The organism is Nostoc sp., from assembly GCF_036919615.1.
Taxonomy (GTDB): Bacteria; Cyanobacteriota; Cyanobacteriia; order Cyanobacteriales; family Nostocaceae; genus Nostoc.
Map to the genome: position 1 here is coordinate 79,833 of NZ_JBALCN010000099.1, position 22,813 is coordinate 102,645.

A 22,813-nucleotide genomic window follows, 5' to 3' on the forward strand; every position below is an offset into this window, starting at 1 on the left:
TTTTAGATTACCCAGCTTGGGGACAAAAATACAAAACGAGAAAAAGAACAAGGCTCAATCAAAAAGTGTTATTGAAAAAAAGGCAAAGGAGCTCTTAGCAGGGAGCAAGAGGGATAGAAAAGAATTGGGATTCAACCCCACCTGTTGCGCTAGCTTCCCGCTCTTTACGAGAACCACTTAATGGAAGTGGGGGACTCAAACCTATGTTCTGCTCCACAGCAGGAGTCAAGGGTCATTTCCCCAAGCTTTGAACCCCTATCCAAGAGCCTCTTCCTTGAACTAACTTATTTTTTCTCTGATTGTAGTTTTGTAGTATTTTTATTTACTTCCTTAATAATTTCACTAGCAAAATAACAAACATTGTTTGAAAATTGTCAGTCTTTTAGCTAAAGTTCATCAAATCTTCAATAATATAAAGTGTTTTTACGGTTATTACTTACTGTTCTAATTGTTGAATACAAAGATGCAGAGAGAAGGTTGACACTTATGCAAGTTTAAGACCTTACCATTACCCAAATTTTTGTAATAGTCAAGTTGTGGCGTTTGCCAACATCCCACCCTCAACTTAAGTGCAGAGCCTGATATCATTTCACAAAATTCCTCTACAAAACCTTGGTAGGGGGGTAAAGTTATACATCTCTACAGCCGATTCATTTGTTGCAAAGACTTTTTGTGAATGCGATGCTTCCGGTGGTCACTGAGCCTGCCGTACCCTTACTCTTAAAGCTTGCTAGCAAGAGCGTCTGTCTGTGACACGCTGCGCGAACGTAGAGAAAGGAGTGCGGGCTACGACGTCAACCCAGCCCAATTCATGTGAATGGACTGAATTCTGCCTTATATCATACAGCAGATGTAATGCTGGTAACCGTGTTAGACATAACTACATTTGTGGTTTGAGTGCGTTGCGGTTCTCCAAGCATGACAATGGAGCAGGTGAGTTGTCTGGCTAACTGAGTTGTGACATCGCTAATGGCTAACCCTCCAGGACTGGTTCGATTACGTATAAAAGGTAAAACTACTAAATCATATAATCGTGCTGCCTGCAAAATAGCTTGGGCAACATTTTCATGAGCGATAATTTGAATTTCTGGGGTATTGGCCAAAGCTAATTTTGATACCAATAGGGAAAGATGCGATCGCCTCCAAGCAATTTTACTGGAACTAGTGCGGCGATCGCACACATTCAGCACAGTAATATGACTCTGATTTGCCTCTGCCAGCATCTGAGCAAATTGCACAGGCTGTAATGTAGGTGCCGTTAAATTTTCTACTGGTACCAAGATGCGCTGAATTTTTTTTGGTGATTCTACTAGACGTGTCACCGCTACTGGACAATGGGATGCCCAAAGCACACCATCAATCACATTCCCAAATAAACGCGCTCGCAAACCAGTCCGTTTACCCCAACCCATAACAATTAAATTAGCCTTTTGTTCGCGAGCAGCTCTGCTAATTCCTTGAGCAAAGGCATCATCAATTCGCAGCACTGGTTCTGCGGCCACGCCTAATACTCGACTTTGTGCCGTGGCTTTGGTCAATAACCACTCACTCCGTTGTAAAGAAGCTTCTAACTGCGGTGCATCCATCTGAGCAGTAGCAGTAGCTATAGCCAGCGGTATAATTTTGCCCTGAGACTGACGCGCTAATAACGCCGCCATTTCAATCAAATACTGCTCGGTCTGAGGATTATACACAGGTACGACTATACTAAAAGCACTGTCTATCTCTGGTGCGTTCTGGTCAGGTAGGGGTGGTGCTGGATCTTCGGCTGGTGAGGAAGTCAAACCAACAGCTATTCGACTGGTGATCAACGGCCCCAAGGTTGATGTGACAAGCATTAAGACAATGACGCTATGTAATACTTCTAGTGGCAGCAACTCAGCCCGATATCCAACTAACGTTGCTGCTAACGTTGTACCAACCTGGGGAAGTGACAGCGACCACATGGTTAGCATTTCTTGCCAATTATAGCGGTAAACCAGTTTTGTCAACAAAGCTGCAATCAATTTACTGACAATCAAACCGACTATCATCAACAGCGTTAACTTGAGCGTGTTCAGGTTGTTCACAAAGGCAGGTAAATTGATCAATAAGCCAAGGTCAACAAAGAAAATGGGAATGAACAGCACACTACCAATAAATAGCACCTTTTCTTTGACTGGACCTTCACCCACAGCTTCATTCACCGCTAAACCCGCTAAAAAAGCGCCAATAATTTTTTCTACTCCCATCAATTGAGCGCCCACAGCCGCCAGAAACACAGAAAGCAACACAAACAAAAACTTGTTTCCTTCGTCGTCTCCAGACCGCTTGAAAAATTCTTTGCCTGCCCAATCAAAGCCTGTGACAACAGCAACAGAGTAAATAGTTAACCAACCCAACAAGGTGAGTAGTTTAGCAAAGCTGAATGCTCCAGCATGAGTGACGGCTATACAAACGGCTAAGATCAGCACTGTGCCAATATCTGTAAAAATCTTAGCTCCAATAGTGACAGTAACAGCTTCATTGTTTACCACTCCCAAACGGCTGATTATGGGATATGCCAAAAGGGTATAGGAAGCGAATAAAGAGCTAATTAATATTGAAGTATTCCAGCCAGAGCCTAAAATTAGCCCTACTAAGGTTCCCATCACCACGGGTACACTGAAAGTCAGGCTAGCAAACCCAAATGCACGACTTTTCTGGCGGCGGAACTGTTCTAGATCAACTTCTAGCCCGACGACAAACAGCAAGTAAATTAACCCAATGTCTGATAGCAGGTTTATCAGCGGCGAGTCAGACTGAAATAGATTCCAGCCTGAAGGCCCAAGTACTAGCCCTGAGAAAACCAAACCCACTAATCCTGGTAATCTTAGCCGCTCAAACATTATGGGTATAACTAAGATGACGACCAGCAAAATAGCAAAGGCAACAATTGGTTCCTTGCCAAGAACTTGGGAAGTTGGTTCCAGAGCAAGAACTTGTGAGATGAGTTCCATAGGTAGGAATTGAAGGGGCTATGGTAAAACTGCGATTACCTTGGGGACGATCGCCTGATCGATATAAATAAATAGAGAAGCCACCTGACGAAAAATCAAAAATATTAACTTACACTAACTAGCAGGTTGTCGGAGAACTAACTATCTACGGGTGGATTTGACTCAAAATGAACCGCAAGCGATCGTAGTCGTCTTTAAGTAGCACACTCAGGCTACGTCCAGCTTTAATTAGCCATTCTCGGTCAGCTTTGCGTAACTGGTATACATCTCGAATGGCAGCTGCGGCTAAAGACTCTATTGGCGCACCGTTAATACAAAGCAGTGTCCGCAAAAAATCTAGTTCTTCAGTAAATTTAATGATCGCTTCTGGTTCACACCGATAAACAGCTTGATGAATTTGCGGGGGACGGGGTGGTAGATACTGATATATTCTTTGGTTATAACCTCGATTCTGGGAAGACTGCTCAAATCCCACGATCGCAGCCCGGAATTCAGTTCTGAGCATGGCAAATATCTGGGGTTGTTCCTCACGTAAGTCTTGCAATGACAACCCCAAAGCTCTAGCTCTATGTACGGAATCTATGGGCATAGTTGTGGCATAATATACCACAGCATAAATTTGATTACCAGATTCTTCATCTAAAGAACAGACCCAACTACCAAAAGGTGGCATGGAGGGAAAGCTCAAATCTTCTGGTTCCAAACACTGAGCCAAAAATTCGGTACTTGTAGTCTCAATCACCTCCGCAATGTGGTTGGGATGGCGATCGCCAGTAGCAAACTGTGGTAGGGGGAGGCGCATGGGAGTGCTGAGTTAGGAGTTGAGAGTTAGGAGTTAAGAGTTAGGAGTGATAAGTTGAAGAATCATAACTCCTAACTCCTAACTCCTAGCTAATCTCACTCCTAACTAATCTATTTGGCTTTTTTACGTCCAGCTGTGATCTCTACGAGTTCCAATTCGCTCAGGCGGAAGGTAACTAATTTATCCCAGTTACCACCTTCAAATAATACGGCTACTTTGCCATCACTCACCCGTTGCACGAGTCCTTCGTAGCGATAATAGGTATCTGCGGGATTCTTGACGCGAACAGTTGCTCCAGGCAGGATCATGTTTTTAGCCTCGCTTGTTTCCTTTTAATAGCTTAATACTTGTCATTAGTCATTAGTCCTTAGTTCTTACAAATGACTAATGACGAATCAATAATACTTCTGTCTTTGGCGAAAATTTGCTACTGATTCTACTATTCCCAAGGAAATGAAGTTAGTCAGCATAGCAGAACGCCCATAACTCATCCAAGGTAGGGGAATTCCTGCCACAGGCGCTAAACCTACAGTCATGCCAACGTTCACAATCACCTGAAATATGATCATGGACAAAACGCCAATAGCCAACAAGGAACCAAAGTTATCTTTGGCGGTTTGGGCAACATGCAGTAGACGGAAGCAAATTAAGCAGAAAACAAACAGCATTACTAAACAACCAACAAAACCGAATTCTTCCCCCACTGCGGAGAAAATAAAGTCTGTATGCTGCTCAGGTACGAAATTTAGTTGCGTCATTGGGCCCTTGAACAGACCCCATCCCCAAATTTTACCAGCACCAATGGCAATGCGAGATTGGATTAGGTGATATCCAGCACCGAGTGGATAGTGATCGGGGTTTATAAATACAGTTAGCCGATCTTTTTGATACGGCTTCAAAATATGGTTCCAGGCGAAGACTCCTAATTCGCCACCCAATATATTGAGACTGCACGCACTGATAGCACCGAAACCAAATCGACGCCAGGGAAGAGTTTGCCAGCCCACAATAGCCATCGCAACTGACCAAATTAGCCCTAATAACCCAAAAGATAGTTCTTTGAATAAAACTATCGGCTCTGATAAAGGCCAAGATATACTAAACAAAATGGCGGCAACCACAGGAGAAATCATCAGAATTAACCAGCCTGGATTAGCATTTGCCCAGTACAGCATTCCTAAGACGATCGCACCAAAGACTAGTGATGTTGCTAAATCTGGCTGCAAAAATACTAATCCCCAAGGTATAGCGGTGATTGCCAGAACGCGAAAAACACCTTCGAGGCTAGAAGCAGTCCGTCGGTGCAACAAAGCTGCTAAGGTAATGATCATGCCGATTTTGGCAAATTCTGAGGGTTGCACGTTAAAGCCGGCGATACTAATCCACCGCTGCGCCCCTTTGGCGCTAGTACCAGCAATCATCACAGCGATTAAGCTAAAGTTCGTCAGTGCGTATGTCACCCAGTGCCACTGCATCAAGATTTCGTAACGGGTGCGAGATAAAAACAGGGCTATAAGCACGCCGATACCCGCTACCAACCAGTGCCACCACCAGTCAGTTACTGGCTGTTTCAGTTCCGTACTGAGGATCATGATGCCGCCAAAGATGCTGACAGCAATCGGCAAGCAAAAAAGTAGCCAATCTACATCCTGCCAGGGCCTAACCCAAGACTTCCAGCGAATTTTGGGGAGCGATCGTTTTAACAACATTGTGCCAGTTTAGACTTTAGCTTTCAGATTTAATTGTTGGGCATTTGGTATTGGGTATTGGTTATTTTTTCCCAGCTCCCCCTGCTTTTTCATTCCGATTATCCCCGATGCCCCATGCCCAATCCTTAGTATTCCCAGGCTATAGTCCAGGAAGTAGATAGAAATTAAAATTTATTATGTCATTGTGTCAAGGCAGCAACTGATACTTTACCAGCAATGGTAAAAGCGATCGCTGTTAATGCTTTTGCCGAGGCTGAATCTGGCTCACCAACAACTATTGGCACACCACTGTCACCACCAACTCGCGTGGAAATCTCTAGTGGCACGCACCCCAATAATGGCACTCCCAATTCGGCGGCTGTTTTGGAGCCACCACCGGAACCAAAGATGTCATACTGCTTATCCGGTTGATCGGGGGGGATAAAATAGCTCATATTTTCGACGATTCCCAATACCGGGACATTCATCTGCTGGAACATCCGCAATCCCTTGCGAGAATCTAACAGGGCTACAGTTTGCGGCGTAGTGACAATTACTGCCCCTGCCATCGGCACTGCTTGGGTTAAAGTCAACTGAGCATCTCCCGTTCCCGGTGGCATATCTACAATCAAATAATCCAGTTCTCCCCATTTAACTTGATAGAGAAACTGGCGAATTACACCATTGAGCATAGGCCCCCGCCAAATTACTGGTTGATCTCGGTCAATCAAAAAGCCCATTGAAACTAATTTGACGCCGTGATTAAAAGCAGGTTCTAGGATGTCACCTGTTTCGGTTGAGCGGACAGTAATTTGGGCATCAGCCAGACCCAGCATGGTAGGGTCATTGGGGCCGTAGATATCAGCATCTAGCAAGCCGACTTTCGCCCCAGTTTGAGCTAAAGCCACAGCTACATTCACCGCCACCGTACTTTTACCAACGCCACCTTTACCGCTGGAAACAGCAATGATATTTTTCACCCCAGAAATGCCAGTGCGGTCGGGCAAACTTTTTTGTTGGGGTGTTTCTGCCGTCACCTCTATGCTTACATCTGTAACGCCTGGGAGTTTTTTGACAGCTTTCTGACAGTCTTCAACGATAAATTCACGTAAAGGACAGGCAGGAGTGGTCAACACCAAAGTGAAACTAACCTTGCCATCGTCAATTTTGACGTTGCGAATCATATTCAGTTCTACCAGACTTTTGCGGAGTTCTGGGTCTTCCACTGGTCGCAACACTTCTAAGACAGAGATGGAGTCGAGGACATCGTACATAAAAAATTCAAAATTCAAAATTGAAAATGAAAAAATACACTTGTGGCGAACATCTTAGCTATTAACTGGATGCTTTCTTAAGTAAGGTCAGCTTAGTGTTATCACTGTTACCGCCGTCATAAAACTTAGCAAATTGCATTATCACCTAATAGAATCTTAACTTTCTTTAGGGATTAGTTATTGGGCATGGGAAAAGAAGCAGGGGAGCAGAGGGGAGTATTTTCTTCCCTTTCACATAGCAAGAACTGCCCCTCTGCCTCTTAAAAGTCCCCAGCTCCCATCACCTAAAAATCAAAACAACTATCATTAAGGGATTTTTTCTTACCAGATACCGTTGACAATGCCGTCTTTTCTACTGCCTCGACTAAAGACCGTGCTACGCGGTCTGCATAAGGACGGGATAAAGACCAAATTAGGGGTGAGAACCAACCTCGTAGCGTTACAGAATAAGACAGACAAGTACCACAAACCGTTGACTCTACTTGGTAAGTCACTCGTTCCTCTATCCCAGGAATCGCCAGCACTCGGATACTCAGCATCTCTTTATGATTGACGCGCTCCACAAAAATTCGGATGGGAATCGGCCAAAAGCGTGTTACAGCATGAAAAATCAATCCTGGTTTGGGTACTAATCCGTAGGGGACATTAGTACTTTTAAGTAGTGGATGCCAGGAAACATCTGTTAAGTCAGCGACTTTTTGCCACAGTTCATCTACAGAAGCAGAACTAATCTCTCGATACGTCCGCACCAGAGAAGCGCAAAACCGACGACGTTTGCGGTGGATGAATTTGGATAACCAACCTTGCATTTTCCTAATCCTCCTCCCTAGATACTTTCTGGTAACTCTGGTGTGATAGGCAACTACGCTCAGTTCCTAAATTAAAACTTTCTCAGAAATGCCCTAAACATAGCAAGCCTCGATTTGGCAAAGACGCCAACAGCCAACATAATAATATGGCAAAGAAGTTTTGAGCAGGCAAGTCTTACCCTTGATACTTCAAGGTTACGACTAAAGTTTAGTATTTATACCAGAATATTCCAATTAAAAATTAAAAAAAAACTCAGTCAATATACAACAAGCCTATACGCATTTGAGGGAAAATAACTCTAGTGATGCCCATCAATCGTATAAATGCTTAACCAGTAAGAAAAAGCGGGTTGGGCAAATAGAGCTTGATTGTTGACGCGTGTTTGCCCCAAATTTTAAGATAAGAAATTTGTGGCTTTCTGGAAATTGTAATTTAGGTTCGGGAATCTATGTTGACCAACTCGCAAATACCAACTGTAGCAGCAGAATCATCGAAGTCTTTGCCAGCAACTGACGCTCAGACTAGGGTCAGTCAGTTTATGAAACAATTGCAAGACGAAATTACGCAAGCGTTAACAAAACTAGATGGTGTAGGTAAGTTTCTCGAAGATAGTTGGGAACGCCCAGAAGGAGGTGGAGGGCGATCGCGCGTGCTGCGAGAAGGTGCAATATTTGAACAAGCAGGTGTAAATTTTTCTGAAGTTGCAGGTGACCATTTGCCAGCCTCAATTTTAACCCAACGCCCTGAAGCAGCAGGGCATGGCTTTTATGCCACGGGCACTTCAATGGTATTACATCCTCACAATCCTTACGTACCCACAGTCCATCTAAATTATCGCTACTTTGAAGCGGGGCCAGTATGGTGGTTTGGTGGTGGTATTGACTTGACACCTTATTACCCCTTTGCTGAAGATGCGGCACATTTACACAAAACATTAAAACAGGCTTGTGACCAAAACCACCCAGAATATTACTCGGTGTTTAAGCAGTGGTGTGATGAATATTTCTACCTCAAGCATCGTGATGAGACACGGGGTGTAGGTGGTCTGTTTTTTGATTACCAAGATGGTCAGGGTGCTTTATATCGCGGGCCAAATCCCAATGGGAAAGCGGCTATTTATAGTAACCAGGTGGGAACACCAGCAACCCGCAGTTGGGAAGATTTGTTTGCCTTTGTGCAAGACTGTGGCAGAGCATTTTTACCAGCTTATGTACCAATTGTAGAACGGCGACATGGGATAGAATATGGCGATCGCCAACGGAATTTTCAACTCTACCGCCGGGGACGGTATGTAGAATTTAACTTGGTTTATGACCGAGGCACTATTTTTGGTCTGCAAACCAACGGACGCACCGAATCAATTCTCATGTCCCTACCACCCTTAGTGCGCTGGGAATACGGCTATCAACCGGAACCCAACTCCCCTGAAGCCGAGTTGTATGAAACCTTCCTTAAGCCTCAAGATTGGATCAACTGGACACCCAGTTAATAGTGCTAAGTTAGGAGTAGAGACGCGATTAATCGCGTCTGTACAAGAGTCAGGAGTTATGATAATTATCCTGATCTTCCCCTACTCCCTCATCTCCCTGGTTTTCCCATCTCCCCCATTTCAACTTGCCACTCTGCACTATTTTGGTGAGTTAAACTACCAAATGTAAGCACTTAGCATAAAAAGGTGACAATTTTAGCTATAGCTTGTTAATCTCAAGTGACAGCATTAAAAAATTCTGTAACTAGTTAATCTTAAGAGGAATGCCACGGGGAGGGCTTTAGTGATTCATATAGACCAAAAAACTTATACAACCCAAGACGGAAACACCGTTATTGTGCTGACACCAGCAGGTCGCCTAGATATTACCACTGCTTGGCAATTTCGCCTGAAGTTACAAGAGTGTATTTCCAAACTCAGCCGCCATGTAGTTGTAAATCTGGCTCAGGTAAATTTTATTGATAGTTCTGGTCTCACGTCTTTGGTAGCTGGGATGCGTGATGCTGATAAAGTCAAGGGCAGTTTCCGTATCTGCAATGTACATCCAGAAGCCAAACTCGTGTTTGAAGTTACGATGATGGATACTGTCTTTGAAATCTTTGAAACAGAAGAGGAAGCTTTAGAAGGTGTACCTCGTAGCATCGCTAGCTAAAAAAGAGTTAGGAGTGAGGAGTTAGGAGTTAGGAGTGAAGAGTTAATTGAACGCACCACCAACTAAGCCTGACGGCTATAGTTGGGGATTCTTTCGCTAAGAAACCACAAGATTTCTCAACGTATCCAGAGTAGTTGGCGTTCTCAATGTGCCGTTAGAACTTTCGCCGTGCGTTCACTCTAGAAAATTTGCGTTATTAATCCCTAAGTCAACACTTACTAGATAATCAGAATCCTCTCGATCAATAAGTTTATCTTATAAAATATTGATTTCGCTTGGTGTAGCGATAAGGCCCCATAATCGCTCCCCAAGTCGCTTTTCCAGTTGTTGGATCAATTCCTTTGTCGTAGCTGTGAAATTCTGCGACAGTGGCTTCAAATCCCAAGGAAACATTCACGCTATTGCCAAGATAAGTAAAGCTGCAACGAGTCTCTGGTAGTGGGGTAGTGGTAAACTTATAGCGATCGGGGGCTAGTGTTTCCTGATTTACTGTTAGGATACAACCTGGTAGTAAATCTAATTGTTCGGGTGTCAGTGTGTTTAGTAGAGCAGGGTTATGACCTGCGCCTTTTAATGCACTTGGATCTTGAGGCATGTAGTATTGTACTTTCACAGATGTGTCAGAGTTGCTCCCCTGACGCAACCGGATAATTCGCTGGCGGTAAGGTTGATCTAGGTTAATAACGTTAGCCTGTTCGGCAAACAGGGTGATGCTATCTTCTGTGAAAAGATTAACTGGTCTTTGCCACATGCGGAGGTGGACATACCAAACTGGTTCTCCTATGGCTTGTTCTCGATTATCAAACTCACCAGCTAGGTACTCACCTAAAGCAATTAACTGTGGCGAAAAGTTCATAAATGTAATAAACGAATCATTAACGATGATAATTTTTGGCTAGTTTTTTAGCGCAAAAGGTCTTATCCCCTCTGGCTACGAGCTGATAAAATACTTCTGATTTGTCTATATTGTAAATGAAACTGTTACCAGCCAAAAGCTCAACTTGGCAAAGTAGCCTTTAAGCGAGAAAATAAAGATACGTCGCCCTTAACATTTTCTTTTTCTTTGTGAATAACGTCCGTACTGTCTCTGATACAAAGCGAACTTTCTACAATCTTCACACCCGTCCGATCAACACTATTTATCGTCGGGTAGTGGAAGAATTGATGGTGGAAATGCATCTGCTGTCAGTAAATATCGATTTTAGCTACAATCCAATTTATGCCTTGGGCGTCGTCACTACTTTTGACCGCTTCATGCAAGGCTATTTACCAGAACATGATCAAGAATCAATTTTTAACGCCCTATGTCGGGCTATAGAACAAGATCCGCAACGCTATCGACAAGATGCCCAAAGATTGCAAACTGTAGCTAAAGGTTTGCAAATTAAAGATTTAATTGCGTGGCTAGGTCAAACTAGTTATTTAGATCAAGATGCTGACTTGCAAGCACACCTGCAAGCGATCGCCAACAATCCTAACTTTAAATACAACCGTTTGTTTGCAATTGGTGTATTTTCGTTATTAGAACAGTCAGATCCGGAATTGGTCAAAGATGAAAAGCAACTAACTGAGGCGCTGAAAGCGATCGCTGCTGGCTTGCACGTGTCCAATGACAAACTCAACAAGGATTTGGAGCTATACCGTTCTAACCTAGACAAGATGGCGCAAGCACTGGTGGTGATGGCAGATATGCTTTCAGCCGATCGCAAAAAACGTGAGCAACGTAAACAACAATCTACTACCCCCGTTGCTCCCCCAAGTTCCAATGAATAGTTAGGAGATGGAAGTCAGGAGTGAAAAGTGATGAGTGAGGAGTTAGGTAATTGTTAATAACTCTTAACTCCTCACTTCTAACTCCTAACTTTTAATTTTAGACGCCCAATAATTTGTAGATTAAGCTGTTAATAAAAGTCAGCGCCAATGCCCCAATAACAGCACTCCAAATACCGTAACGCAAGCGAAAGCCCTCTACTAACGAAGCAGCCATACTAAAACAAACCACGGCAATCATAAATGTGAAAATGCCGGATAATAAGTCCAATGTGAGTAAATTTGGTACTGCAAAAACGAAGCTTAAAATCGGTCTGACTATTGCCGTCACGATCCCAAGCACTGCGGCAGAAAGGAAGGCTTTACCAGGAGTGTCAATTTCAACTCCCAAAGGTAATTTACTAATTATCAACAGGCTGATAGCTGTTACTACCCAAACAATTAAAAGCGTTACGAGATTCATGCCACAACCCCTGAAACGTGAATGGCAATTGGTGATAAATTACTTTAGTTTATCGGTGGAAAAATCTTTAAAGCTCAACCAATTATCTATAAATTAGCAGGGAATTTTTCTCTGACCGAATTTTATTTTAGATATCTTTAGGTTTGGGAAAGAGCTTGAAAGAGAGTGGGGAGATGAAAAAGATCAGGGAGATCAGGGAGATTCTAACTCTCCCCTGCTCTCCCTTGCCTGATCTCATCTTTTAAGAGGAGGTTGGGTTTGTTTGGGTGCTACAGGCGCTTGGGATGCTGGTGGGTTGGAAATCCCAGGATTGATCGGACTAATGCCTTGCCTAGTTGGAGGTTGACCAGTTACCGTAGGCAAGGGTACTTGATTAGGTGCTGAGGGAAATTTCGGGTTAAGATTCCCTTCGGGATTGATGCCTGGAAATGGTGCGGTGGTGGGTACTGGTGCTGCACCAGGATTGATTGGAAAAGAAGGGACAGCAGGCTGGTTAAGTGAGTTTGTGGATGGTTGAGATGGGCCAGGAATAATTCCCAAAGAGACGCGATCGCCCCCTACTTGCCGTAGCAAATCCAATGTCTCAATCACATCATTGTAAGTTGCTGTCCGCGAAGCATTCAGCACCACAACAGCACTGGGATTTGCTTGGAGATACTGTTTTAACCTCACTCCCAAATCTTCCCGTTTTACAGGCTGTTTTTCTATGTAAGTATTGCCAACGGCATCGATAGTTACAATTAGACTTCCATTCTGTGATGTTATTCCAGATACTGAACTGGCGCTGGCTTTGGGCAAATCAACATTAATTGCTTGTTGGCGTGTAAATTGTAAAGCCGCTAATAAAAAAAACGTCAGGATACAAAAAACAACATCAATTAAAGGGATGATTTGAATTTGGACTTCTTCAATTGGAGTATGTAGATTAACTTTCATTGTCTCACTCTAAAGCCTAGTTCGGTGGTTGAATTCTTGATTATTAATTAGGTGTATTCGGGGGTTCCGGAGGTTCAGAAAACCTAGTCTTTCCTGACTTGCGGGGTGGAGTGAAATTTTCTGGCACAACTGCTGATGTACTATTGCTAAAATCGGGCGGGGACTGGCGGTAGAGCAATTCCATTTCATTCCCTGCCTTCCGAAAAACTTTGACTTGGTTAACTACAAAACTTTGAAATAGACGGTAAAATACCAAACTGATAATGGCAACTATTAGCCCTGTTGCCGTAGCAATCAGTGATTCACCAATACCAGTAGTGACCCCAGCTGTAGATTCAGTTCCCAAATCACCAATCCGAATTGATCGCAAAGCGCGGATTAAACCCAAAACCGTGCCCAACAATCCCAGCAGTGGCGCTAGGGCAATTACGGCTTCTAAAAGTTTTTCGCCCCGCCGCATTCCAGCCAATTCATCTTCCGCCGTAGCCTCCAGTGCTAGTCGAAAGGTTTCTGCATCAGTTTTTGGAAAACGTAAGGGGGCGTAGAGAAAACGCCCGACAGGCTGATGGCTTGCTTGTCTTGCAATGTCCGCAGCTACTTGCCAATTATCTTGGGCAGCATTCAGAATGCGATCGACTATTTGCTTTTCCTGAGTCAAAATTCGCAACCAAAACCATAGACGTTCAAAAATCACACTCAAAGACAGAATCGACAGAACTAGCAAAGACCACATCGCTGGCCCGCCCTTATAAAATAAATCTAAAATATCCACTGTTTAAGTTTCCTCCCTCCATGACTAGAGCAAATATGCTAAAGCATTTTAATTCTAGAGATTAATGCAAAATGAGGGACTTCCAAAATATAAATTTCTCGAAAACCTGAAAAGACAGTGCAAGTATGGATATTTGACTTAGACTGTTGGAGAAAATTGCTGCTGGGTAGGCAATTGAATGATAAACTCACTTCCTTCCTGCGTTAGTGCTTCGCCTTCGTAAAAGCAGATAAATTTACACTCAAGAAGCGAAACTTTAGGCTTATATAGCTAGGATTCCCCTTTAAAATAGACAATCAACATCCATATAATTTATTTGTTGTCAGAGAATTACTAGACTCTTGTGCAGAATCGCAGATTACGAGTAGCGTCTTCCTAACTAACTAGGGCGGTTATTCCCACCAGGAATTTTTAAGATAATTTGCCAAAATAAAAGATAACTGGAGGTTCAAAATATGAAATTTTCAATCCAATCACTTTACACCTGGTATCGCGATGTGCTTCGTAACCCCAAGTACCGTTGGTGGGTAATTTTAGGAACGTTAGTCTATTTGATCAGCCCAATTGATATTCTTCCAGATTTTATACCCGTTGTGGGACAGATTGATGATGTTTTCCTTTTGACCCTGCTAGTTGGTGAGGTGTCCGGGCTAGTAATTGAAGGCTGGAAAGCTCGTAAGGGTGATGTGGCGACTGAAGTACCTAATACTACTGAGGCTTCTACCTCCACTGCAAGCACCATTGATGTTGATGCTGTTTCTGTTAAGTAGTTTTGCAAATAAAATTTAACAAAACCCCTGCTTTTGGAATCTGAGGTGGGGGATATTTTTTTTAAAAATCTTTCACAAATTCCGTCAAAAACCTGAATGCCTTCAAAATATAACTAGCACAATCTCTAGGAGAAGTGTTGTAAAACGATCGCCACGCACTCGCCTTATCTTCATCATAGCGATCGCTGCGTTGACTATGATTTTCTAGCCACGCCAATCGCACTGCATGTCCAATTAACACATCCAACACGATATATTCTTCGATTTGCAGCTTAGGATTATTCGCTGCGATCGCTCCTAATTCTATTAATGCTTCAATATTAACTTGGCGGTATTCTGGAGCTTCGATTTTATTCAGTAAATGCTCAACTAACAGAGCAAAATTTCTTTCCCCCGCTGTCATTTCCGACAACATTATCTCACTATCTAAACGATTGCGGCGCTCTAGTTTATCACCAACTACTAGACCCTTGCAATGTCGCATTAATAGCCAAACTTGCTTAAAAAATTCTTTTGGTACGCGCCCCGTCGCACCCTCGGCTTGGCGAAACCGCCGCCAACCACCTGATGGAACTTGTATTTCTTCTTCAATTGCTGGTAAAACCACCCAAGCGATATCACTTTCTTTTTGCTTGACGTGCAGTGATTCTTGCTGGCGCAACAGGTTACTCATGCCAGTATATCCAGTTAATACCTGACGCAAGCGCATTTTCACTTCAAAGGGTGAAAGTTGCATTAAGTAATCGTATGCTTCATCTTGAGTGACATGCAATTCTCGCGCTAGTTCGCTGGTTATCAATAAGATCAGATAGCCGACTCTCAGCGTCAATAGTCCCTGAAATAGTTCGGGTTCTGAGCGAATTAAGATACCAAGATAGATTAAAATCTCTTGAGTTAGGACGCGATCGCGTATATCTTCACGACAAAAATGATTAATTTTATCAGCAATCTCATCGTGGGACATGGGTACAGTGATCAGAGACGCCTCACTGTAAGCTTTACCCACAGCAATTTGCTTACCCCGTACCAAAATACTCGTTACTGCATCTGATAGGCTAATATCAACCATTTGCCGTAACCCCGCAGCTCGGCGTACCACTGCCCAAATACCTAAATCTCCAGCTTTGGTGTAAACTTCATCGAGTAAATCGGCTACAGTCACAGGATATCCTGGGCCACCATACCCCGTATCAAATTTTATTCCCTGCAAGCGAATTAAAGTTTGCAATAACTCAATTTGCTCGTAGATATTCTCTGATGAGCGCAAATAATCAAGTAATAACCCCAAGTTGGTTTCACACTCCATTTGAAATTCTTGGGTATGTCCTAAACGCCAGTTTTTCTCAGGATGATCAGCTAGATAATAGCAACGTAGTCCAGCATTTTTCACTGGCGATCGCGAAAATTCCGCATTTGGGAGAAAATCAATTCTTTGGATTCCAGCTGTCAGCATTAGCTGATTTAGCCGCCCTAATTTCACCCGTACACCGTTACAAACACCATCTTTCAGTTCTTGCATCAGTTCTAGTAATGCTTCAGAACCGATTTCTAACATGGTGTGCGTCAACATTAAAGTCAGAGTCGGACGCCCTAAATCACTCCAATATTTTTGAATGTAAGCCAGTTCACTTCTAATTTGATCCAGCAGAAAATGGTAATCGAGGGTTAAATAAAACTGTTGAGAGTCTGAAAAAGAAGGTAAAAATACAATTGTTTCACCGCGAATCCGAAAAAATCTAGATGTTGTTAAACTCCGTAGCCGCCGGACTGGACGCCCAGTTAAACCAAGTTTGTCGTTACGTCCAATTTGGGTATAAATAGCTGAAAATTCTCCAGCTTTTCTCACCTGAATTGGTTCTACTTGGGTAGGGGTTTGTGCTTCAATTCCGTGAACTTCTAATTTTGTCTGTAAGTCTTCATCTTCTGCTAATAAAGCAATTTGCACCAACGCCTCGCGCTGTTTTCCTACACACAAATGTCTTCCTAAAGGATCGATATCACCAACCGCAAGTAAACCTTCACTCAACATTTGACTGAGAAGATATAAACTCTGTGCCCATACCAAGGGAATATTTTCATTAGGTAAACGTGGTTGCGTTTGAGGTGCTAATTTTTCTGCTTCTATATTTTCGCCTGGAACATAATAAAGCTCTGGCAATAAACGCAAACCATCTTGTTCTATGAGTAATGATTCTAAAAGCTCTTGGTATTTTTTAACTTGTTCTGGCTCGTCGCGAAATAATCCATCTAGAATTAAATAAGTGAAAAATAACGGCCATTCGCATTCAATATGCTCAAATTGCTTGAGTTCCCACGGTTCGTAGTGCAAGCGATGATTATCTTCTAAAACGGTTTGGTGTCCATCACGTAAAAAGCGTTTGCAGCCATATTTACCTGCGAGTTTGTTGATAATATCGTTGAGAGTGCGATCGCGTAACTGCAAATCTTCCACAGCAAAGGCAGGATAACTAACAATACTTAACAGCGCTGCATCAATTTCTTTGGAACCAGATTCCCTTGGTAATAGAGATTCTAAAGTAATCCGGGCGCGGGCGATTTCATCTGGTAGCACATGAATCACCGATGCTTGACTACCACGCACACCAAACAAATCCAGTCCGTTGATAGCTTCTAAAGCAGCTTTTGCCATGCCTACGGAACTGGCATTTAACTCAGCATTACCACGATTAATTTTATTACCACGTTCCCAAATGCCATAATCTGGTGTACGGTAAGCTCGTCCAATGTAGTAAACCAAATTTTGGACAAAATTCACTTCATCAATCGTATAAATTATTTGCAATCCGGCTGCGGTCATCTGTGCCAACATTAGTAAAAATATAGATGTGGCATCCAGTTGCAAATGTCCCCATTGGTCATCACCAACAACAATGTCGCCAGTTGCAGTATTGTATTTGGCGTGCAGTCCATCTAATAGCGACTGAGTATGTTTAAATGTCTCTACTTTATGAGCCTGTCGCATCATCGCAAAGAGCAACCCGCGCATCAGTTTAATGACACTGTGTTCTAGCTCATAAGTGCGTCCCTCATCGTTGTCAATCTTACGGTATGCAAGTCCTAAACCCCAAACTGCCAAAATGCTGTAAACGTTGTCTCGCACCCAGGCATCAGTATAATCGCCGTGGGCTGTAATCGCTGTACTCGCAGGTAGTAAACCAGTAATCGGATTCTGCCGAGTCAGAATGATCGTTTTGATTTGCTGGTAGTAATACTCCAGACGAGCTGGCAATTTGGTAGATGTTTTCATGATTTGGTTCAGAACTACTTGCAAAATTCGACCCTATGGCTGTGAAGTGAATTACCTAGATAAAGCCAGAACTTATTCTGTAATGGTTGATGGGACAACAGCTAAGGGTGGTGTGAGTTTATTATTATCTCCTGTTAATAGGTTTCCGGGTACTTAATTTTAGCGATTCCGAACTAAAATATGATATTTTTCAAATTTTCATCCACATGGGTGATAATTTATACTTATCTCCACATGATTTTTGATAATTCTAAAGAAGGATCAAAAACCCTTTAAAAGAGGCAACATTAGTCAAAATAATGTCAAATGAACTAAACGTTAAAGTAAATAATCCTGTGTCTCTGAAGGCATTGATTGAAAAAAGCTATTCTGTATTAACTGAAATTAATTTAGCAGTCCAACCTAAATTGAAAGTACTATCTGATGGTCAAGAACTGTTTGATACATATTTAGATAATTTTATTTTATATGATAGCGAGATTGATATAACAGTAGAAATAGCAGAATATGCAGAAGTATTTATTAGTATTTTCAGCGCAGGTGAATCTGAAACTTTAGGTGAAGAGGGAGGGTTTTGGGCATATTTTGAAGCAGGAGAAATGCCATATAAATCAGTATTTATGATGATTATACTAGCACTAACCTATGCTAAATTAACAGGTGAAAAAATTGTTGATAAATCCTGTATTATTACTGGAGATAGATATATATCTGTTGATAATGTTATGAATATAATCAGAATATCAACTAGACAAGATTTTACCGATTACTCTATGCAAATTTGCCAGAAGCTAGGGATATATTTTGACATACTGGGATGAGTCTCAATTAGAAGATTACTTAGATTTCATCGAAATTTTGTGGAGAAGCTATTCCCTGTACTCAATAGTAAGTAAAGGCTCTTGAGTCGATAATTTAAGTTATGTTCTCTAAAACGGGCTTTCACAACGCAAACCCAGACTACTCTCCTTGGGGTAGTATTCTAAATCCTTGGAGTGAACTATATCAAGGGATGAATGCACCAATTGCCGCTACCCTTCAACGCCTTGGTTACGGCTTACCAACTCAGTTCAGAACCCTCACTGGCTATGTACACCAAAATCAGAAGCGTCAGACAATCCTGATTTTACGCCATCCTCTGTGGCAAGATAACCATCCTGAGTGGATTGCATCGGAAGCGATGCCTTCGGCGAGCTACGCCTATGCCAAAGCTCAAACAGATTACCGCGACTATGAAGTAAAACCTGCTAACCCCTTTCTGATTCTTCGTCGTCCAGGTGACTACGCATGAACTTGCTTGACACCAAATACTACCTGTAATGTTGTAAATATTTTAACCCGATAAAGTTGGCGATTAAATTCGTTGATTGGCAAGACACATAGGTTGTAGCAGTAGTAAAATCTACTTTAAGTTACACGGAAATTACCTGAAACTCAGGGCAATTAAGTTAGTAAGGAATATCACAGATACTGAATATTATCATTCAGTATTTACCGGAGAGGGCTATTCCGGGTTAGGATGATCCCTAGCGATGCCTTGATTTAGATATCGATATTGAATTGTTGAAATTTTATGGACCATAGTCCACAAGATGGCAGTATCAACCTCCTCTGAGCTGGCGAGGAAGTCTCCCAGCGCGGGGGAGACTTAGGAGATTATCATGCTCACAGAAGATATTCGTGATTTGCTGACTGATACTACCGATTTAAATCAGTTGAAATGGGATTTAAATCGCTTGCAACCTGTGGATGTGGGAGAATACATTACACAATTGCCTGAAAAACAACGGGCGATCGCCTTCCGTTTACTCAACAAAGCTCAGGCAATTGATGTATTTGAATATCTGCCCACAGAGGTGCAGCAAGAACTAATTAATTCTCTGCATGATGTGCAGGTAGTGCAACTTGTAGAAGCGATGAGTCCCGACGAACGGGCAGAATTGTTTGATGAACTACCTGCTGGGGTAATCAAACGGCTATTACAAGAACTGAGTCCAGAACAAAGACAAGCAACAGCAACGATTCTCGGCTATCCAGAAGGTACTGCTGGGCGGGTGATGACAACCGAATATGTCCGGTTGAGGGAAGGATTGACTGTAGGCGAAGCCCTGAGCAAAATCCGCCGTCAGGACGAAGACAAGGAGACAATTTACTATGCCTATGTCACAGATGACAACCGGACGCTGGTGAGAGTAGTTTCACTGCGTCAGTTATTGTTTACCTTTCCCGATGTTTTCATCCGAGATATTGCTAGCGATCGCGTCATTAAGGTGAGAACTGAAACCCCTCAAGAAGAAGTGGCGCGAATCATGCAGCGCTATGACCTAATCGCTATCCCCGTAGTTGACCGAGAAGACCGATTGGTCGGCATTATCACCATTGATGATGTGATGGATATTTTGGAAGAGGAAGCTACAGAAGATATTCAAAAACTGGGGGGTGTGAGTGGTGATGAAGCTGCTTTGTCTTCTCCCCTACTAACCATCCGCAACCGCTTGCCTTGGCTGTTGGGCATCATGGCCCTGTATATTGGTGCAGCTAGTGCGATCGCGCCTTTCCAATCTGTAATTGCCGCAGTGCCAGTTTTAGCAGTAATCATGCCAATTTTTTCTAACACTGGTGGTACTGTTGGTATTCAATCATTAACAGTGACAATCCGCGGCTTGGGAGTGGGCGAGGTAACACCCAAAGATACTCTGAAAATTCTCCGCAAAGAACTTTTAGCAGGTTTAGCCACAGCTCTGGTTTTAGCCACGACAATGATCCTGCTTTCTTTAATTTGGGCGCGACCCCAAGAGCGATGGGTGGCTTTAATTGCCGGAATGGTAATGGCAACTAATACAATTGTGGCTGTTACACTCGGCACTTTACTGCCAATGGGTTTGAAACGACTGAAGCTTGACCCTGCCCTAGTTAGTGGGCCGTTGGTGACTACAATGCTAGATACAATTGGGTTTTTAACGTTCCTTACCCTGATTTCCTTTGCTTTGCAGGTATTACATTTACCAAGTTAATCAGCTATTGTGCATTACAATAGCGTATTTTTTCGTGAAAACTGTGATTAGTCAGTAGTACACTGTGGCGTCAGTTTGCCTACCTTTAACCCAATACACTTCAGTTAAAGATTTCTTGCTTCTCTTTGCAACGGCGGTCGCTTATGGGGGAAACCCCCTGTTCCCGCGCTGCTTCACCGCTTTGCGTCTACGTTAAAAAAATTGACTTTGACAAAGAGTTTTAGCCTTAACCCAAGCGTATTGACCTTTAACCAGTTGCTCAAAGCAACTTGTCTGGTTAATTGAGATGGTAGCTGGATTTACACGTGCTTACTAGTCCTTTGTAAATACAAATGACTAATGACAAAACAATAGATATCTAATTTGATAGAAGACAGGTGGTATTATTTCCTCTGCATATGTAAATTAAAAAGCTGTAGAGACGCGACCACTCGGATCTCTATGCAGGAAAGTGATTGCTATTTATGCCTACTACCACCTGGAATCGTCATCACATTCTTTCCCTAGCTGATTTCACTACCGCTGAATATGATACTGTTTTGCAAACTGCTGCCAGTTTTCAAGAAGTGCTATCACGGCGGACAAAGAAAGTACCAACCTTGCAGGGACAGGTGGTGGCGAATTTATTTTTTGAACCCTCTACTCGGACTCGTAGCAGTTTTGAAATCGCTGCCAAACGCTTAAGTGCAGATACGCTGAACTTCGCCACAGCCACTTCCTCTATGACTAAGGGAGAAACAATTCTCGACACGGCCAAGACCTATTTGGCCATGGGAACTGATATTATGGTAGTCCGCCATCGAGAGGCAGGAGTACCGAATGCGATCGCGGCTGAAATGGATCGTCTAGGTGTACGAGTTAGTGTCCTCAATGCTGGTGATGGTCAACATGAGCATCCTTCCCAAGCACTGCTAGATTTATTTACCATTTGTACTCTAATTGACCCAGATCATCCCCGACTGAATCTTTTAAAGGGTAAAAAAATTGCCATTGTTGGGGATATTCTCCATTCTCGCGTGGCGCGATCGAATATCTGGAGTTTAATTGCCAGTGGTGCCGAAGTGCATTTGGCAGCACCACCCACCCTCTTACCCAAGTTATTTGCTGAGTATATCTTGGAGGAGGCAGAAGGCGGGAGTCAGGAGTTTATAATCTCCTCAACTTCCTCACATTCCACTCCCCAACTTTTTCTCCACTGGCAGCTAGAACCAGCTTTACAGAATGCCGATTTTGTCATGACTTTGCGCCTGCAAAAGGAACGCATGACGGCTCATTTGCTGCCAAGTTTGCGAGAATATCACCAGCTATTTGGCATTACACGCACAAAGCTGCAACTTTGTAAACCTAACGTCAAAGTTTTGCATCCAGGTCCAGTCAACCGTGGTGTTGAAATTAGTTCTGATTTGATGGATGACCCGGAATTTAGTCTTATTCAATCGCAAGTTACCAGTGGTGTCGCCGTTCGCATGGCGCTGTTGTATTTGATCGGAAGCGGTAAGGTTTAAAGAATTTAACAGTCAGCTTCTAAATTGAATGGTGAGTAAGAAGTAGTACTTATGAATCTTCCCACTCTTAGCCGAAGCACTTGCTACTCGGAACTGATTTGATGCTTAAGCCTAGTCATTTTACTTTTTTACTCAGCACAGTTTTGGTGACAGGCAATGACCATCAAGATTCGGCTATTGTGCCAACCCCAATCAGCAACACCAACCGTGGGCAAAGTGGTTTGACATGACTACACAAGCTAGATATAAAGGGTATAACATAAGACCAGCCCTTTGAAAGTGAGTATAAATTCTCGAAAATGAATTCCTCTGTAAATCTCTTTTTTCTCTGTTCTCTGTCTTGGAAAGCCTGATGCCTGCGACAGGCTGCGCCGACAGAGGTTTTCTATCCTCAGACTTTACACGTGCCTCTGCGGTTAAATAAATAACTCATAAAATAATTCATACATAGAGAGTGCTCAAAGAAAAAGAGATTTTACAAGTCACCTTAAAAGGGCTAGTTCTATCATTTGTCACTACCTGATACCTATCCCTCTTCTGTCACTTTCCGGGTATTCTGAATAAAAGAATGAACAGAAAAAACCCTGAAAGGTAAGTAGGGCAATGGATGTAGAGTTACAAA

At 42.8% G+C, this 22,813-nt stretch carries 21 protein-coding genes; 10 read left to right on the plus strand and 11 right to left on the minus strand.

The window, feature by feature from the left end; translation table 11 throughout:
* Positions 1–839: 839 nt before the first annotated feature.
* From V7K48_RS30750 to V7K48_RS30775, 6 genes are all read right to left on the minus strand, one after another.
* Positions 840–2,978 (minus strand): cation:proton antiporter domain-containing protein, encoded by a 2,139-nt coding sequence (locus V7K48_RS30750; protein WP_335078455.1) that lies wholly within the window; start codon positions 2,976–2,978, stop codon positions 840–842.
* 145 nt (positions 2,979–3,123) lie between these two features.
* Positions 3,124–3,780: an HAS-barrel domain-containing protein gene (locus tag V7K48_RS30755; protein ID WP_335078457.1), complete on the minus strand. Its 657-nt coding sequence runs from the start codon at positions 3,778–3,780 to the stop codon at positions 3,124–3,126.
* Between the two features lie 110 nt (positions 3,781–3,890).
* On the minus strand, positions 3,891–4,088 hold the full coding sequence (locus tag V7K48_RS30760; RefSeq protein ID WP_334974836.1) for an NAD(P)H dehydrogenase subunit NdhS: 198 nt from the start codon (positions 4,086–4,088) through the stop codon (positions 3,891–3,893).
* An 87-nt stretch (positions 4,089–4,175) separates the two neighbouring features.
* Positions 4,176–5,489 carry a rod shape-determining protein RodA gene (gene rodA / locus V7K48_RS30765; protein ID WP_335078459.1) on the minus strand — a complete coding sequence of 438 codons (1,314 nt, stop codon included), beginning with the start codon at positions 5,487–5,489 and terminating at the stop codon, positions 4,176–4,178.
* 179 nt (positions 5,490–5,668) lie between these two features.
* Complete coding sequence (locus V7K48_RS30770) at positions 5,669–6,742, minus strand: Mrp/NBP35 family ATP-binding protein (protein WP_335078460.1); 1,074 nt, start codon at positions 6,740–6,742, stop codon at positions 5,669–5,671.
* Positions 6,743–7,026: 284 nt separating this feature from the next.
* Positions 7,027–7,551: an SRPBCC family protein gene (locus V7K48_RS30775; RefSeq protein WP_335078462.1), complete on the minus strand. Its 525-nt coding sequence runs from the start codon at positions 7,549–7,551 to the stop codon at positions 7,027–7,029.
* A 449-nt stretch (positions 7,552–8,000) separates the two neighbouring features.
* Here V7K48_RS30775 and hemF point away from each other — a divergent pair, with 449 nt between their 5' ends.
* Together hemF and V7K48_RS30785 are read left to right on the plus strand one after the other, a co-directional pair.
* Entirely contained in the window at positions 8,001–9,041 is a 1,041-nt protein-coding gene (gene hemF, locus V7K48_RS30780) for an oxygen-dependent coproporphyrinogen oxidase (RefSeq protein ID WP_335078464.1), read from the plus strand.
* Between the two features lie 283 nt (positions 9,042–9,324).
* A complete protein-coding gene (locus V7K48_RS30785) occupies positions 9,325–9,693 on the plus strand; it encodes an STAS domain-containing protein (RefSeq protein ID WP_012411454.1) in 369 nt (122 codons plus the stop codon).
* Positions 9,694–9,943: 250 nt separating this feature from the next.
* On the opposite strand, the gene V7K48_RS30790 is transcribed toward V7K48_RS30785, so the two are convergent.
* Positions 9,944–10,549 (minus strand): chromophore lyase CpcT/CpeT, encoded by a 606-nt coding sequence (locus V7K48_RS30790; RefSeq protein WP_335078466.1) that lies wholly within the window; start codon positions 10,547–10,549, stop codon positions 9,944–9,946.
* 209 nt (positions 10,550–10,758) lie between these two features.
* Here V7K48_RS30790 and psb29 point away from each other — a divergent pair, with 209 nt between their 5' ends.
* Positions 10,759–11,466, plus strand: coding sequence for a photosystem II biogenesis protein Psp29 (psb29, locus tag V7K48_RS30795; RefSeq protein WP_335078468.1), 708 nt, complete (start codon positions 10,759–10,761; stop codon positions 11,464–11,466).
* A 97-nt stretch (positions 11,467–11,563) separates the two neighbouring features.
* On the opposite strand, the gene V7K48_RS30800 is transcribed toward psb29, so the two are convergent.
* The 3 genes from V7K48_RS30800 to V7K48_RS30810 all read right to left on the minus strand — a co-directional run bounded on the left by V7K48_RS30800 (position 11,564) and on the right by V7K48_RS30810 (position 13,634).
* Complete coding sequence (locus V7K48_RS30800) at positions 11,564–11,926, minus strand: phage holin family protein (RefSeq protein WP_335078470.1); 363 nt, start codon at positions 11,924–11,926, stop codon at positions 11,564–11,566.
* A gap of 234 nt (positions 11,927–12,160) precedes the next feature.
* A complete protein-coding gene (locus V7K48_RS30805) occupies positions 12,161–12,862 on the minus strand; it encodes an ExbD/TolR family protein (protein ID WP_335078472.1) in 702 nt (233 codons plus the stop codon).
* Positions 12,863–12,905: 43 nt separating this feature from the next.
* On the minus strand, positions 12,906–13,634 hold the full coding sequence (locus V7K48_RS30810; protein WP_335078474.1) for a MotA/TolQ/ExbB proton channel family protein: 729 nt from the start codon (positions 13,632–13,634) through the stop codon (positions 12,906–12,908).
* Between the two features lie 455 nt (positions 13,635–14,089).
* Here V7K48_RS30810 and V7K48_RS30815 point away from each other — a divergent pair, with 455 nt between their 5' ends.
* Positions 14,090–14,404, plus strand: coding sequence for a YkvA family protein (locus V7K48_RS30815; RefSeq protein ID WP_335078476.1), 315 nt, complete (start codon positions 14,090–14,092; stop codon positions 14,402–14,404).
* A 61-nt stretch (positions 14,405–14,465) separates the two neighbouring features.
* Here V7K48_RS30815 and V7K48_RS30820 read toward each other — a convergent pair whose 3' ends face one another.
* Positions 14,466–17,672: a glycoside hydrolase family 15 protein gene (locus tag V7K48_RS30820; RefSeq protein ID WP_335078478.1), complete on the minus strand. Its 3,207-nt coding sequence runs from the start codon at positions 17,670–17,672 to the stop codon at positions 14,466–14,468.
* Here V7K48_RS30820 and V7K48_RS30825 point away from each other — a divergent pair.
* The 6 genes from V7K48_RS30825 to V7K48_RS30850 all read left to right on the plus strand — a co-directional run bounded on the left by V7K48_RS30825 (position 17,671) and on the right by V7K48_RS30850 (position 22,421).
* Positions 17,671–17,829 carry a hypothetical protein gene (locus V7K48_RS30825; RefSeq protein WP_335078480.1) on the plus strand — a complete coding sequence of 53 codons (159 nt, stop codon included), beginning with the start codon at positions 17,671–17,673 and terminating at the stop codon, positions 17,827–17,829. The two genes, V7K48_RS30820 and V7K48_RS30825, sit on opposite strands and share 2 nt — an antisense overlap.
* A gap of 142 nt (positions 17,830–17,971) precedes the next feature.
* Positions 17,972–18,493 (plus strand): hypothetical protein, encoded by a 522-nt coding sequence (locus V7K48_RS30830; RefSeq protein WP_335078482.1) that lies wholly within the window; start codon positions 17,972–17,974, stop codon positions 18,491–18,493.
* 101 nt (positions 18,494–18,594) lie between these two features.
* Positions 18,595–18,963 (plus strand): hypothetical protein, encoded by a 369-nt coding sequence (locus V7K48_RS30835; protein ID WP_335078485.1) that lies wholly within the window; start codon positions 18,595–18,597, stop codon positions 18,961–18,963.
* A 370-nt stretch (positions 18,964–19,333) separates the two neighbouring features.
* The gene (gene mgtE / locus V7K48_RS30840) at positions 19,334–20,686 is read left to right on the plus strand and encodes a magnesium transporter (RefSeq protein ID WP_335078487.1); all 1,353 of its coding nucleotides are present in this window, start codon (positions 19,334–19,336) and stop codon (positions 20,684–20,686) included.
* Positions 20,687–21,150: 464 nt separating this feature from the next.
* Positions 21,151–22,191 (plus strand): aspartate carbamoyltransferase catalytic subunit, encoded by a 1,041-nt coding sequence (locus V7K48_RS30845; protein WP_335078489.1) that lies wholly within the window; start codon positions 21,151–21,153, stop codon positions 22,189–22,191.
* Positions 22,192–22,292: 101 nt separating this feature from the next.
* A complete protein-coding gene (locus tag V7K48_RS30850; protein WP_335078491.1) occupies positions 22,293–22,421 on the plus strand; it encodes a hypothetical protein in 129 nt (42 codons plus the stop codon).
* Positions 22,422–22,813 lie beyond the last annotated feature (392 nt).

Bases quoted from the DNA above. Each gene is read 5' to 3' on its own strand.
- V7K48_RS30815 (WP_335078476.1), top strand. From the start codon at position 14,090: ATGAAATTTTCAATCCAATCACTTTACACCTGGTATCGCGATGTGCTT.
- rodA (WP_335078459.1), bottom strand. From the start codon at position 5,489: ATGTTGTTAAAACGATCGCTCCCCAAAATTCGCTGGAAGTCTTGGGTT.
- V7K48_RS30800 (WP_335078470.1), bottom strand. From the start codon at position 11,926: ATGAATCTCGTAACGCTTTTAATTGTTTGGGTAGTAACAGCTATCAGC.
- V7K48_RS30770 (WP_335078460.1), bottom strand. From the start codon at position 6,742: ATGTACGATGTCCTCGACTCCATCTCTGTCTTAGAAGTGTTGCGACCA.
- V7K48_RS30850 (WP_335078491.1), top strand. From the start codon at position 22,293: ATGCTTAAGCCTAGTCATTTTACTTTTTTACTCAGCACAGTTTTGGTG.
- mgtE (WP_335078487.1), top strand. From the start codon at position 19,334: ATGCTCACAGAAGATATTCGTGATTTGCTGACTGATACTACCGATTTA.
- V7K48_RS30760 (WP_334974836.1), bottom strand. From the start codon at position 4,088: ATGATCCTGCCTGGAGCAACTGTTCGCGTCAAGAATCCCGCAGATACC.
- V7K48_RS30750 (WP_335078455.1), bottom strand. From the start codon at position 2,978: ATGGAACTCATCTCACAAGTTCTTGCTCTGGAACCAACTTCCCAAGTT.
- hemF (WP_335078464.1), top strand. From the start codon at position 8,001: ATGTTGACCAACTCGCAAATACCAACTGTAGCAGCAGAATCATCGAAG.
- V7K48_RS30830 (WP_335078482.1), top strand. From the start codon at position 17,972: ATGTCAAATGAACTAAACGTTAAAGTAAATAATCCTGTGTCTCTGAAG.
- V7K48_RS30775 (WP_335078462.1), bottom strand. From the start codon at position 7,551: ATGCAAGGTTGGTTATCCAAATTCATCCACCGCAAACGTCGTCGGTTT.
- V7K48_RS30790 (WP_335078466.1), bottom strand. From the start codon at position 10,549: ATGAACTTTTCGCCACAGTTAATTGCTTTAGGTGAGTACCTAGCTGGT.
- V7K48_RS30820 (WP_335078478.1), bottom strand. From the start codon at position 17,672: ATGAAAACATCTACCAAATTGCCAGCTCGTCTGGAGTATTACTACCAG.
- V7K48_RS30835 (WP_335078485.1), top strand. From the start codon at position 18,595: ATGTTCTCTAAAACGGGCTTTCACAACGCAAACCCAGACTACTCTCCT.
- V7K48_RS30805 (WP_335078472.1), bottom strand. From the start codon at position 12,862: ATGAAAGTTAATCTACATACTCCAATTGAAGAAGTCCAAATTCAAATC.
- V7K48_RS30825 (WP_335078480.1), top strand. From the start codon at position 17,671: ATGATTTGGTTCAGAACTACTTGCAAAATTCGACCCTATGGCTGTGAA.
- V7K48_RS30755 (WP_335078457.1), bottom strand. From the start codon at position 3,780: ATGCGCCTCCCCCTACCACAGTTTGCTACTGGCGATCGCCATCCCAAC.
- V7K48_RS30845 (WP_335078489.1), top strand. From the start codon at position 21,151: ATGCCTACTACCACCTGGAATCGTCATCACATTCTTTCCCTAGCTGAT.